Genomic DNA, 12,557 nt, shown 5'->3' on the forward strand with positions numbered 1-12,557 from the left:
AGCAGAATTTGAGTGGAGATGAGCATGAGTGCAGTTCAAAGCGTCGGCCCGCAAGCATTGCCGGCACTGCAGGAACAGGTCGAGCAGATCATCGCCGAAGCCAAGCGTCAGGGCGCCAGTGCCTGCGAAGTCGCGGTGTCGCTGGAGCAGGGTTTGTCGACGTCGGTGCGCCAGCGTGAGGTCGAGACGGTCGAATTCAATCGCGACCAGGGCTTTGGCATCACCCTGTACGTCGGCCAGCGCAAAGGCTCGGCCAGCACGTCCGCCACCGGGCCGGACGCGATTCGTGAAACTGTTGCCGCTGCACTGGCGATCGCCAAACATACCTCTGAAGACGAAGCCTCGGGCCTCGCCGATGCCGCGCTGATGGCCAGGGATGTGCAGGATTTCGACCTGTTCCACGAATGGGACATCACCCCGGAGCAGGCGATCGAGAAGGCGTTGCTCTGTGAAGCGGCGGCGTTCGACGCCGATGCGCGAATCAAGAACGCCGACGGCACCACCCTCAGCACCCATCAGGGCTGCCGTGTGTATGGCAACAGCCACGGTTTCATCGGCGGTTACGCGTCGACCCGGCACAGCCTGAGCTGCGTGATGATCGCCGAAGCCGACGGCCAGATGCAGCGCGATTACTGGTATGACGTCAATCGTCAGGGCAGTTTGCTGGCGGATCCGGTGAGCATCGGCCAGCGTGCCGCGCAACGTGCCGCGAGCCGTCTGGGCGCGCGTCCGGTACCCACCTGCGAAGTGCCGGTGCTGTTTTCCGCCGAGCTGGCGGGCGGCTTGTTCGGCAGCTTCCTGTCGGCGGTGTCTGGCGGCAGTCTGTATCGCAAATCGTCGTTCCTCGAAGGCACGCTGGGGCAGAAGCTGTTCCCCGAATGGCTGACCATCGATGAGCGTCCGCACCTGATGCGCGCCATGGGCAGTGCGTCCTACGACGGTGATGGTCTGGCCACCTACGCCAAACCGTTCGTCGAGAAGGGCGAGTTGGTGTCGTACATCCTCGGCACGTACTCCGGGCGCAAACTCGGCATGCCGAGCACCGCCAACGCGGGTGGCGTGCACAACCTGTTCGTCACTCACGGTGATGAAGACCAGGCGGCGCTGTTGAAGCGCATGGGCCGTGGCCTGTTGGTTACCGAGTTGATGGGCCATGGCTTGAACATGGTCACCGGCGACTATTCGCGTGGGGCGGCGGGGTTCTGGGTCGAGAACGGCGAAATCCAGTTCGCGGTGCAGGAAGTGACCATCGCCGGCAACATGCGCGACATGTTCAAGCAGATCGTTGCAGTCGGTAATGACCTGGAGTTGCGTAGCAATATTCGCACGGGTTCGGTGCTGATCGAGCGGATGACTGTCGCGGGCAGCTAAGCCCCAGCGGTCAGACAAGAAAGGCGCGCCACCTCATCGGGTGGCGCGCCTTTTTTCTTGGCTCCGCACAAAACCTTGTGGGAGCGAGCCTGCTCGCGAAAGCGATAGCAGCCTACTGCAGCGGTGACTGACACGACGCCTTCGCGAGCAGGCTCGCTCCTACAATGGAGTCTGTGTAACCAGGTGCTCTTGTTTTGGTTCTCATTATCATCTAATAATAAATCTCATCTCCGAACGAGCCCCGGATCATGAGTTCTGCCTTGCACGAGCAGCCGTACCTCGAAAGCTGGCGCTGGATGAGTCGCCAGATCCGTTGCGCGATGGATCCTGACGAGCCGCGCCTGATCGAACATTACCTGGCCGAAGGCCGTTATCTGGCCTGCTGTACGGCGACTTCCCCGTGGACCATCGCTGAAACCTCCTTCCGTCTGCTGCTCGACACAGCCACCGACATCGCGTTGCCGTGGCACTGGCGCAGCCTGTGTCTCGATCAAGCCTGGCGTCCGTTGCGTGAAATGGAGCGCCTGTCGCTGTGCAACTGCCGGCTCCAGCGCTGGCAGCGCTACACCTGGCAACTGGCGACCTGCGAGTTGCTTCCCTCGATTCCTCTCATTGAATTAGTCCAAGGATTTACCGATGACCAAGACTCGTATTGAGCGCGACAGCATGGGCGAATTGCAGGTGCCGGTGGACGCTCTCTACGGCGCGCAGACCCAGCGCGCAGTGGATAACTTCCCGATCAGCGGCAAGCCGATGCCAACGCAATTCATCCGTGCGCTGATCCTCGCCAAAGCCGCCGCCGCGCGGGCCAACGTCGAGCTCAACCAGCTCAGCGCCGGCCAGGGCAAAGCTATCAGCGATGCCGCGCAAGGCCTGCTCGAAGGCGATTTCATGCAGCATTTCCCGGTGGATATCTTCCAGACCGGCTCCGGCACCAGCTCCAACATGAACGCCAACGAAGTGATCGCGACCCTCGCCAGCCGCCTGCTCGGCGAGCCGGTCAACCCGAACGATCACGTCAACTGCGGCCAGAGCAGCAACGACATCATTCCGACCACCATCCACGTCAGCGCCGCCCTGGCGTTGCACGAACAACTGCTGCCGGCGCTGTTGCATTTGGTGCAGGTCATCGAAAACAAAGCCGAACAGGTGCACCACCACGTCAAAACCGGCCGCACGCACTTGATGGATGCGATGCCGGTGCGCATGAGTCAGGTGCTCAATGGCTGGGCGCAGCAGCTCAAGGCCAACATCGGTCATCTGCAGGACTTGCTGCCGAGCCTGCAATCGCTGGCGCAGGGCGGTACGGCGGTCGGCACCGGGATCAACGCGCATCCGGAGTTTGCCAAGCGTTTCAGTCGCCAGCTCAGCCAACTGACGAATGTGCAATTCACTCCGGGCAAGGATCTGTTCGCCCTGATCGGCTCGCAGGACACCGCCGTCGCCGTCTCTGGTCAGCTCAAGGCCACCGCCGTGTCGCTGATGAAAATTGCCAATGACCTGCGCTGGATGAACTCTGGTCCGCTCGCCGGCCTTGGCGAGATCGAGCTGGAAGCCCTGCAACCGGGTTCGTCGATCATGCCGGGCAAGGTTAATCCGGTGATCCCGGAAGCCACCGCCATGGTCGCCGCACAAGTGATCGGCAACGACTCGGTGATCACCATCGCCGGCCAGTCGGGCAATTTCGAACTGAACGTGATGCTGCCGATCATCGCCCAGAACCTGCTGAGCAGCATCGAACTGCTGGCCAATGCCAGTCGTCTGCTCGGCGACAAGGCCATCGCCAGCTTCAAGGTCAATGAGTCGCGGCTCAAGGAAGCGCTGTCGCGCAACCCGATTCTGGTCACCGCGCTCAACCCGATCATCGGCTACCAGAAAGCCGCCGAAATCGCCAAGCAGGCCTACAGACAAGGGCGCCCGGTGATCGACGTCGCGCTGGAACATACCGATCTGTCCCGCAGCCAACTGGAAGAGTTGCTCAACCCCGAGAAACTCACCGCCGGCGGCGTGTAAACCCCGCAACCGCTTTGGAGGCTCACCATGGAGCACTGGAAACGCACGATCGAACGGGCCAATCGCTGCTTCATGCTGGGCGAGCTGATTGATGCCCGCGAGGCTTACCTGCAAGCCCTGGCGCTGGCGCAAGTATTGTTCGAGCGCTGGGCAGATGCCGATGAAGCGGTGGCGGCCTGCGTCATCTCCCACCACAACCTGGCGGATCTGCACTTGCGCCTGAATCAGCCGGAGGAGAGCGCCGAGTACCTCTGTGCGATTCATCAGCGGCTGTTGCAGACCATGCAGGACGAGCGCCTGCGTCCCGCTCTGCGGGAAGCGGCGTTGCGCCAGAGCAGCAAGACCTACGTCGAACTGCTGAATTTCATCAGCGAGCACGGCGAATACCCGCGCACCCAGCGCCTGCTGCACCCGGACACCGGCAACGCACGCCGCGCGTCAGCCTCACATCATCATGGAGTCCACTGAAATGGCTTTTACCTTGCCTGCCTTGCCGTACGCCTACGACGCCCTGGAACCGCACATCGATGCGCAAACCATGGAGATTCACTACACCAAGCACCACCAGACCTACATCAACAACCTCAATGCCGCCGTCGAAGGCACCGAGTACGCCGAATGGCCGGTGGAAAAACTGGTCGCCAGCGTTCAGCAGTTGCCGGAAAAACTCCGCGCGGCCGTGATCAATCAGGGGGGCGGGCATGCCAACCATTCGTTGTTCTGGGAAGTCATGGTGCCCAACGGTGGCGGCAAGCCTGACGGCGCGCTGGCCAAGGCGATCGAGGAGCAACTGGGCGGTATCGACAGCTTCAAGGAAGCCTTCACCAAAGCCGCACTGACCCGTTTCGGCAGCGGCTGGGCCTGGCTCAGCGTGACCCCGGAGAAAAAACTGGTCGTGGAAAGTAGCGGCAATCAGGACAGCCCGTTGATGAACGGCAACACGCCGATTCTCGGTCTGGATGTTTGGGAACACGCCTACTACTTGCGTTACCAGAACCGCCGCCCGGAATACATCAACGCGTTCTACAACGTGATCAACTGGCCGGAAGTTGCTGTGCGCTACCAGGCTGCACTGGTTTAAGTCTTCTATAAAAACAATCCAGGGCTGACTATGGGCACTGAAACACTGGCGATTGGCGGTGGGCGCATGTTTCGTTACGCGGTCGGGTCGCTGTTGCTGCTGGCGGGCATGACCCTGCTGGCCGTGCACGGGCTGGAATGGCTGGATCTGCAGCCGCGATTGTCACGCGCATTGCAGGGCGGCGCGATCTGCGCCCTCGGCACGGCGCTCGGCGCGGTGCCGGTGCTGGTGATCCGGCGTATGCCGCAGAGGCTCAGCGATACGCTACTGGGTTTCGGCGCCGGCGTGATGTTGGCGGCGACCGCGTTTTCGCTGATCGTGCCGGGCATAGCCGCCGCCGAAAGTCTGGGCCTGACACCGTGGGCCGCCAGCGGGTTGATCTGCTTCGGCATCATGCTCGGTGCGTTCGCTCTGTATCTGGTGGATCTGAAACTGTCCGGCGCCTCACCGGAAATGCTCGTCGGTACCCCCGAGCACCCGGTGATTCCGCCGCGCATCTGGCTGTTCGTCTTCGCCATCATTGCTCACAACATCCCGGAAGGCATGGCGGTGGGGGTGTCCGCTGGCGGGGGCATGCCGGATGCCGACAGTCTGGCGATGGGCATCGCCTTGCAGGATGTGCCAGAGGGATTGGTGATTGCGCTGGTACTGGCGGGGGCGGGAATGTCGCGGGTCAAGGCATTCTTGATCGGCGCGGCGTCAGGACTGGTCGAACCGGTGTTTGCACTGCTCTGTGCCTGGCTGGTCAGTCTGGCGGAGCTGTTATTGCCGTTGGGGCTGGCGCTGGCGGCGGGGGCGATGTTGCTGGTGGTGACGCACGAAGTCATTCCGGAATCGCGCCGCAATGGTCATGACAAGCTGGCCAGTCTTGGCTTGCTGATCGGGTTTTGTCTGATGATGGTGATGGATACGGCGTTGGGTTGAATATCAAAAGATCGCAGCCTGCGGCAGCTGTTGCCAAGGCAGCGATCTTCGGTGCTGGGCTGTCAGCCCCCTTCATCGAAGTAGTTGTTGATCAGCTCCACCAAAGCAACCATGGCCTCCTCAGCCTGTTCGCCTTCGGTGCTCAAATGGATCTTGGTGCCCTTGCCGGCCGCGAGCATCATCATCGCCATGATGCTTTTGCCGTCTACTGCTGTCTCGGGTGTGCGACCGACTCTTATCGTGGTCTCCGGAAACTTGCCGGCCACGCCGACGAATTTGGCCGATGCCCGGGCATGCAGACCCAATTTGTTGATGATTTCGATTTCACGAGCAGGCATCGCGGTGTGAATCCTTTAAGTGAGGTCGCGGTGGCGAACCTGGACGTTCTTCAGGGTTTTCTGCAGGGCCTGACCCAGGCGTTCGGTCAGGTAAACGGAGCGGTGATGCCCGCCGGTGCAGCCAATGGCAATGGTGACGTAGGCGCGGTTGCTCGCGGCAAAACGCGGCAGCCATTTGTACAGGTAGCCGTAGATGTCTTGAAACATCTCCTCAACCTCCGGTTGTGCAGCCAGGTACTCGGCGACCGGTGCGTCGAGACCCGATTGTGCACGCAGTTCCGGTTTCCAGTAAGGATTGGGCAGGCAGCGCACATCAAACACCAGATCCGCGTCCACCGGCATGCCGCGCTTGAAGCCGAACGACTCGACCAGAAACGCCGTACCCGGCTCCGGCTGGTTCAGCAGGCGCAGTTTGATGGTGTCACGCAACTGGTACAGATTCAGATTGGTGGTGTTGACCTTGAGGTCGGCCAGGTCGGCGATCGGGCCGAGCAGGGCGGTTTCATCTTCGATCGCTTCGGCCAGCGAGCGGTTGGCAGTGCTCAATGGATGGCGCCGGCGGGTTTCCGAGAAGCGCTTGAGCAGGGTTTCTTCGTCGGCATCCAGATACAGCACATCGCACTGGATGTGCCGGGCACGGACTTCTTCAAGCAGTTCGGGGAAACGCGACAGGTGGCTCGGCAGATTGCGTGCATCGATCGACACGGCCACCAGCGGCTGGGCCAGTTCGGTGTGAATCAGGGCGCGTTCGGCGAGCTCCGGCAGCAGACCGGCCGGCAGGTTGTCGATGCAGTAGTAGCCGTTGTCCTCAAGGACATTCAGGGCGGTACTTTTACCCGAGCCGGAGCGGCCGCTGACGATGATCAAGCGCATGATTAATGACCGTTCTGCTCGCTCAGGACGACCTGATACAAGGCTTCGTTGCTCGGTGCGCTGCGCAGTTTTTCGCGCACTTCCTTGCGATCGAGCATGCTGGCGATCTGGCGCAGTAATTCCAGGTGGGCATCGGTGGCCGCTTCCGGGACCAGCAGTACAAACAGCAGGTCGACCGGTGCGCCATCGATGGCATCGAAATCGATGGGGGCATCAAGGTGCATCAACGCGCTGATAGGCGCTTCGCAGCCTTTGAGGCGGCAGTGGGGAATGGCGATGCCGTTGCCGAAACCGGTGGATCCGAGTTTCTCACGGGCTACCAGGCTCTCGAAAACATCCTGCATGGCCAGATCCGGCACTTCTTTATGGATGAGGTTGGCAATCTGTTCGAGGGCTTTCTTTTTACTGCCGCCCGGCACGTTCACCAGGGAACGGCCGGGGGTCAGGATACTTTCAAGTCGGATCATGGGTTGGGAGTGTTAACGACCTGTCGCGCCCTGAAGGAGGCTCTGGGTCTTTTCCTTATGCTTTTTGAGTTGGCGATCCAGCTTGTCGGTCAGTGAGTCGATCGCAGCGTACATGTCGGTATCTTCTGCGTTGGCGACCACTTCGCTGCCGGGTATATGCAAGGTGGCTTCGATTTTCTGCTTGAGCTTTTCGACGCACATCGTGACTTGCACGTTGGTGATCTTGTCGAAATGGCGCTCCAATCGTTCGAGTTTCTCGTTGATGTAGGTGCGCAGAGGTTCGGTCACTTCCAGTTGGTGTCCACTGATGTTGACTTGCATACAGCTTCTCCTTCGTTGCCAGTGCATAAAGCGGCAGGCCGAAAAGCCTGCCACTGGAACGCTGTAACGTGGCTTACATCAACCGCTTGCGTTCGCTCGAAGGCGCGATCCCGAGGGATTCGCGGTACTTGGCGACGGTGCGGCGAGCCACCTGAATGCCTTGTGCCTCCAGTAAACCAGCGATCTTGCTGTCACTCAACGGCTTTTTCTGATTTTCCGCCGCAACCAGTTTTTTGATGATCGCGCGGATCGCCGTCGACGAGCATTCACCGCCTTCGGAGGTGCTGACGTGGCTGGAGAAAAAGTATTTCAGTTCATAAATACCGCGCGGGGTATGCATGAATTTCTGCGTGGTAACCCGGGAAATCGTCGATTCGTGCATGCCGACCGCCTCGGCGATGTCATGCAGGACCAACGGTTTCATGGCTTCATCGCCGTATTCCAGGAAGCCGCGCTGATGCTCGACGATCTGGGTGGCCACCTTCATCAGGGTTTCGTTGCGGCTTTGCAGGCTCTTGATGAACCAGCGTGCCTCTTGCAACTGGTTGCGCATGAAGGTGTTGTCGGCGCTGGTGTCGGCGCGACGGACGAAACCGGCGTACTGCGCGTTGACCCGCAGACGGGGCACTGACTCCTGATTCAGCTCAACCAGCCAGCGTTCGTTATCCTTGCGCACAATGACGTCGGGCACCACGTACTCGGCTTCGGTCGATTCGATCTGCGAGCCCGGACGCGGATTGAGGCTTTGCACCAGTTCGATGACCTGACGCAACTCGTCTTCCTTGAGCTTCATACGCCGCATCAACTGGCTGTAGTCGCGACTGCCGAGCAGATCGATGTAATCGCTGACCAGACGTTTGGCTTCGTTGAGCCACGGGGTCTTGGCCGGGAGCTGACGCAGTTGCAGCAGCAGGCATTCGCCGAGGTTGCGCGCCCCGATACCGGCCGGTTCGAACTGCTGAATGCGGTGCAGAACGGCTTCGATCTCGTCCAGCTCGATGTCGAGCTCCGGATCAAAGGCGTCGAGAATTTCTTCGAGGGTTTCGTCGAGGTAGCCCTGATTGTTGATGCAATCGATCAGGGTCACGGCGATCAGGCGGTCGGTGTCGGACATCGGCGCCAGGTTCAATTGCCACAGCAGATGGCTTTGCAGGCTTTCGCCGGCGGACGTGCGGGTGGTGAAGTCCCACTCGTCGTCATCGCTGCTGGGCAGGCTGCTGGCGCTGGTCTGGTAGACGTCTTCCCAGGCGGTATCGACTGGCAGTTCGTTAGGAATGCGCTCGTTCCATTCGCCATCTTCCAGATTGTCCACCGTCGGGGCGGCTTCCTGATAGGACGGTTCCTGAATGTCGGTGTTGGGTTTTTGTTCGGCGTTGTCGGCCAAAGGATCGGTATTGTCGAAGTCGTCGCCTTCTTCCTGGCGTTCGAGCATCGGATTGGATTCCAGGGCCTCCTGGATTTCCTGTTGCAGGTCCAGGGTCGACAATTGGAGCAGGCGGATGGCCTGTTGCAGCTGCGGTGTCATCGTCAGCTGCTGGCCCATTCTCAAGACTAGCGATGGTTTCATGGCAGGGGCTTAACACCTTATTCGCCGGCGCGCATGCGCCATCCACTACAGGGCGCCGGAGCGCCAAACTTAAGCAAATTATATGCCTGAAACTGTCGTGTTTGCCTAGAGCGCTGTAACAATAAAAGCGTATAAAAAATCAGCTTCAACGTTACAGCGCCCAAACGGCTGGCCGAATGCGATCGCGCTTTAGAGGCGGAACTCGTGGCCCAGATACACTTCCTTCACCAGATCGTTGGCAAGGATGGTCGCCGCATCGCCTTCCGCGATCAGTTGACCGTCGTTGACGATGTAGGCGGTTTCGCAGATATCCAGGGTCTCACGCACGTTGTGGTCGGTGATAAGAACACCGATGCCCTTGGCCTTGAGGTGATGGATGATCTGCTTGATGTCGCCGACCGAAATCGGGTCGACACCGGCGAACGGTTCGTCGAGCAGGATGAATTTCGGTGCGGTCGCCAGGGCGCGGGCGATTTCCACCCGGCGGCGTTCACCACCGGACAGGCTCATGCCGAGGTTGTCGCGGATGTGGCTGATGTGGAATTCCTGCAGCAGGCTTTCCAGTTCCTTGCGACGACCGGCCTTGTCGAGTTCCGTGCGGGTTTCGAGGATGGCCATGATGTTATCGGCCACCGACAGTTTGCGGAAGATCGACGCTTCTTGCGGCAGATAGCCGATACCGGCCTTGGCACGGCCGTGCATCGGCTGATGGCTGACGTCCAGATCATCGATCAGTACGCGACCCTGATCGGCCTGCACCAGACCGACGATCATGTAGAAGCAGGTGGTCTTGCCGGCGCCGTTCGGGCCGAGCAGGCCAACGATCTGGCCGCTGTCGATCGACAGGCTGACGTCGCGCACAACCTGGCGGCTTTTATAGGCCTTGGCCAGGTGTTGAGCTTTCAGAGTTGCCATTACTGGGTTTTCTCGTCGGTTTTCTTCTTCGGCTGGATCACCATGTCGATACGCGGACGCGCTTCGGTGACTTTGCTGCCGGTAGCGCGACCGGCACTGGCCAGTTTCTTCACCGTGTCATAGACGATTTTCTCGCCCTGAGTGGTGTTGTTGTCCTTGTCGACAACCTTGGCCTTGTCGATCAGCACGACGCGGTTTTGCGCGGCGTGGTACTGAATCGTCACGCCCCAGCCCTGAACAGGCTTGGCGTCACCCTGGGTTTGCAACTGCTCGAAGTAGGCAAGGTTGCCCACCGAGGTCACCACGTCGATATCGCCGTTCGGAGTACGGGTGATGGTCACCGTATTGCCCTTAACGATCATCGAGCCCTGGGTGATGATCACATCACCTTTATAGGTGGCGATGCCGTTCTTGTCGTCCAGCTGGGCGTCGTCGGCCTGAATGCGGATAGGTTGCTGCTGATCGTTCGGCAGAGCCCAGGCGCTCACGCTTCCCAGTGCTGCGCCCAGACTGAGCAAAATAGGGAGGGTTTTAACGAGCCTCATACTGTCCTCTTACGTTCGATTGCAGGTGTATCCTGCTTTCCTTCAAATACGCCTTCATTCCCACGCCGGTCGATACACCGCCAGCGCCGTCGATTCTAACGGGTTGCTCGGTCTGCGCATATTGCTGCTGAGGGAACACCGTCATGCGTGTGCTGGTGATCAGGGTGTCGCGTTTCTTTTCATCGGTGCGCTTGATGCGTACCGAGTCGATCAATTCTACCTGCGTTCCGTCCGGATTCACTTCGCCTCGCTCGCTGGTCACGTGCCACGGAAACTCGGTGCCGCGATACATGTTGAGGTCGGGTTTGGTAACCAGAGTCACATCCGTCGCTTTCAGGTGTTCGGCCTTGTCCGACGTCATTTCGTACTGCACTTTGCCGTCCGGCAGATATTGCAGGGTATGCGTATTGGTGGCGTACCAGTCGATGGCAGTGTCTTCGACCTTGGCCACAGGCTTGTCGAGGAAACGTTCCGGACTGATGTTCCAGTAGCCGACCGCCGCAAACATCGCAGCGATGCAGCCGAACAGCAGGAAGTTGCGAAATTTTTTGCTAAACATGATTTGGCTCACAGGTACGCGGCGTTGGCCGCATCGAGGCGGCCCTGGGCGCGCAGGATCAATTCGCAGAATTCACGAGCGGCACCTTCGCCACCGCGGGCCCGAGTGACGCCATGGGCGTGTTCGCGCACGAAGTCGGCAGCATTGGCAACGGCCATGCCCAGGCCTACGCGGCGGATCACCGGCAAGTCAGGCAGGTCGTCACCCAGGTAGGCGACCTGTTCATAGCTTAGGCCCAGTTGCGCCAGCAGGCCGTCCAGAACCACCAATTTGTCTTCACGGCCCTGAAACAGGTGCGGGATGCCGAGGTTCTTCGCCCGGCGTTCAACCACCGGGGTCTTGCGGCCACTGATGATGGCGGTCTCGACACCGGCATTCATCAGCATCTTGATGCCCTGGCCATCGAGGGTGTTGAAGGTCTTGAATTCGCTGCCGTCTTCGAGGAAGTACAGGCGCCCGTCGGTGAGGACGCCGTCGACGTCGAACACCGCCAGTTTGATCGCTTTGCCGCGTTGCAGCAGATCGGTGGTCATTACATCACTCCTGCACGCAGCAGATCGGAGAGGTTGAAGGCGCCGATCGGGCGATCTTCTTCATCTACGACCACCAGTGCGTTGATTCGGTGGTCTTCCATGATTTTCAGGGCTTCGGCGGCGAGCATCTCCGGCCGTGCGGTCTTGCCGTGTGCGGTCATGACCTGGTCGATGGTGGCGCTGCGGATGTCGATGCTGCGGTCCAGCGTGCGGCGCAAATCGCCGTCGGTGAAGATTCCGGCCAGTTTGCCATCGGCTTCAACGATCGCGGTCATGCCCAGACCCTTGCGGGTCATTTCCATGAGCGCGTCCTTGAGCAGGGTGCCGCGCTGCACTTGCGGCAGCTCTTGCCCGGCATGCATGACGTTTTCCACTTTCAGCAGCAGGCGTCGACCCAGAGCGCCGCCCGGGTGTGAAAAGGCAAAATCTTCGGCGGTGAAACCACGCGCTTCCAGCAGCGCCACGGCCAGGGCATCGCCCATGACCAGCGCGGCGGTGGTAGAGGAAGTCGGTGCCAGGTTCAGCGGGCAGGCTTCGTGTTCGACATGAACGTTGAGATTGACTTCGGCAGCTTTGGCCAGCGGCGACTGCGGATTGCCGGTGAGACTGATCAACTGGATGCCGAGGCGCTTGATCAATGGCAGCAGGGTGACGATTTCGTTGGTCGAGCCGGAGTTGGAGAGGGCGAGGATCACGTCGTCGCGGGTGATCATGCCCATGTCGCCATGGCTGGCTTCGGCCGGGTGGACGAAAAATGCCGGGGTGCCGGTGCTGGCCAGGGTCGCGGCAATCTTGTTGCCGACGTGCCCGGATTTGCCCATGCCGACCACGACCACACGGCCTTTGCTGGCCAGAATCATCTCGCAAGCGCGTACGAAATCGGCGTCGATATGGGGCAACAAGCCTTGTACGGCTTCCACTTCGAGGCGGATGGTGCGTTGTGCCGATTGAATCAGGTCGCTGGATTGGCTCATGTCAGAAATCGTATAGCCCGATGAAAAGGCGGCGATTATAGCGGTTATGTTGAAAAGCCTCACGCAAGTTCGTCGT

General features: G+C 60.1%; 16 protein-coding genes. 6 read left to right on the plus strand and 10 right to left on the minus strand.

Features of this window, described 5'->3' with window-relative positions; genetic code table 11:
- The first annotated feature begins 18 nt into the window (after positions 1–18).
- The 6 genes from pmbA (at position 19) to H043_RS0104285 (ending at position 5,389) form a co-directional block, all read left to right on the plus strand.
- Positions 19–1,371, plus strand: coding sequence for a metalloprotease PmbA (gene pmbA, locus H043_RS0104260; protein WP_177325603.1), 1,353 nt, complete (start codon positions 19–21; stop codon positions 1,369–1,371).
- Between the two features lie 248 nt (positions 1,372–1,619).
- Positions 1,620–2,027: a hypothetical protein gene (locus H043_RS0104265; protein WP_027610839.1), complete on the plus strand. Its 408-nt coding sequence runs from the start codon at positions 1,620–1,622 to the stop codon at positions 2,025–2,027.
- Positions 2,008–3,384, plus strand: a complete 1,377-nt coding sequence (locus H043_RS0104270; protein ID WP_027610840.1) for an aspartate ammonia-lyase — start codon at positions 2,008–2,010, stop codon at positions 3,382–3,384. The genes H043_RS0104265 and H043_RS0104270 overlap by 20 nt, the downstream gene beginning before the upstream one ends.
- 27 nt (positions 3,385–3,411) lie before the next feature.
- Positions 3,412–3,852, plus strand: a complete 441-nt coding sequence (locus tag H043_RS0104275; RefSeq protein ID WP_007967199.1) for a hypothetical protein — start codon at positions 3,412–3,414, stop codon at positions 3,850–3,852.
- A gap of 1 nt (position 3,853) precedes the next feature.
- Positions 3,854–4,465 carry a superoxide dismutase gene (locus tag H043_RS0104280; RefSeq protein ID WP_027610841.1) on the plus strand — a complete coding sequence of 204 codons (612 nt, stop codon included), beginning with the start codon at positions 3,854–3,856 and terminating at the stop codon, positions 4,463–4,465.
- Positions 4,466–4,495: 30 nt separating this feature from the next.
- Positions 4,496–5,389, plus strand: a complete 894-nt coding sequence (locus tag H043_RS0104285; protein WP_027610842.1) for a ZIP family metal transporter — start codon at positions 4,496–4,498, stop codon at positions 5,387–5,389.
- A 62-nt stretch (positions 5,390–5,451) separates the two neighbouring features.
- Here H043_RS0104285 and H043_RS0104290 read toward each other — a convergent pair whose 3' ends face one another.
- The 10 genes from H043_RS0104290 to H043_RS0104335 all read right to left on the minus strand — a co-directional run bounded on the left by H043_RS0104290 (position 5,452) and on the right by H043_RS0104335 (position 12,481).
- Positions 5,452–5,727 carry an HPr family phosphocarrier protein gene (locus H043_RS0104290; RefSeq protein WP_027610843.1) on the minus strand — a complete coding sequence of 92 codons (276 nt, stop codon included), beginning with the start codon at positions 5,725–5,727 and terminating at the stop codon, positions 5,452–5,454.
- A 15-nt stretch (positions 5,728–5,742) separates the two neighbouring features.
- Entirely contained in the window at positions 5,743–6,600 is an 858-nt protein-coding gene (gene rapZ / locus H043_RS0104295; protein ID WP_027610844.1) for an RNase adapter RapZ, read from the minus strand.
- A 2-nt stretch (positions 6,601–6,602) separates the two neighbouring features.
- Positions 6,603–7,067, minus strand: coding sequence for a PTS IIA-like nitrogen regulatory protein PtsN (gene ptsN / locus H043_RS0104300; RefSeq protein ID WP_027610845.1), 465 nt, complete (start codon positions 7,065–7,067; stop codon positions 6,603–6,605).
- A gap of 12 nt (positions 7,068–7,079) precedes the next feature.
- Positions 7,080–7,388, minus strand: a complete 309-nt coding sequence (raiA, locus tag H043_RS0104305; protein WP_025109458.1) for a ribosome-associated translation inhibitor RaiA — start codon at positions 7,386–7,388, stop codon at positions 7,080–7,082.
- A 73-nt stretch (positions 7,389–7,461) separates the two neighbouring features.
- Positions 7,462–8,955 (minus strand): RNA polymerase factor sigma-54, encoded by a 1,494-nt coding sequence (locus H043_RS0104310; RefSeq protein WP_027610846.1) that lies wholly within the window; start codon positions 8,953–8,955, stop codon positions 7,462–7,464.
- 189 nt (positions 8,956–9,144) lie between these two features.
- Complete coding sequence (gene lptB, locus H043_RS0104315; protein ID WP_007967211.1) at positions 9,145–9,870, minus strand: LPS export ABC transporter ATP-binding protein; 726 nt, start codon at positions 9,868–9,870, stop codon at positions 9,145–9,147.
- Entirely contained in the window at positions 9,870–10,415 is a 546-nt protein-coding gene (gene lptA, locus H043_RS0104320; RefSeq protein WP_027610847.1) for a lipopolysaccharide transport periplasmic protein LptA, read from the minus strand. The genes lptB and lptA overlap by 1 nt, the downstream gene beginning before the upstream one ends.
- Positions 10,402–10,974, minus strand: a complete 573-nt coding sequence (gene lptC / locus H043_RS0104325) for an LPS export ABC transporter periplasmic protein LptC (RefSeq protein ID WP_027610848.1) — start codon at positions 10,972–10,974, stop codon at positions 10,402–10,404. The genes lptA and lptC overlap by 14 nt, the downstream gene beginning before the upstream one ends.
- A gap of 8 nt (positions 10,975–10,982) precedes the next feature.
- Entirely contained in the window at positions 10,983–11,507 is a 525-nt protein-coding gene (locus tag H043_RS0104330) for an HAD family hydrolase (protein WP_007967216.1), read from the minus strand.
- A complete protein-coding gene (locus H043_RS0104335) occupies positions 11,507–12,481 on the minus strand; it encodes a KpsF/GutQ family sugar-phosphate isomerase (protein ID WP_027610849.1) in 975 nt (324 codons plus the stop codon). Before H043_RS0104335 ends, H043_RS0104330 begins: the two co-directional genes overlap by 1 nt.
- Positions 12,482–12,557: the final 76 nt, after the last annotated feature.

This window comes from Pseudomonas sp. URIL14HWK12:I6 (assembly GCF_000514195.1).
Lineage (GTDB): Bacteria > Pseudomonadota > Gammaproteobacteria > Pseudomonadales > Pseudomonadaceae > Aquipseudomonas > Aquipseudomonas putida_A.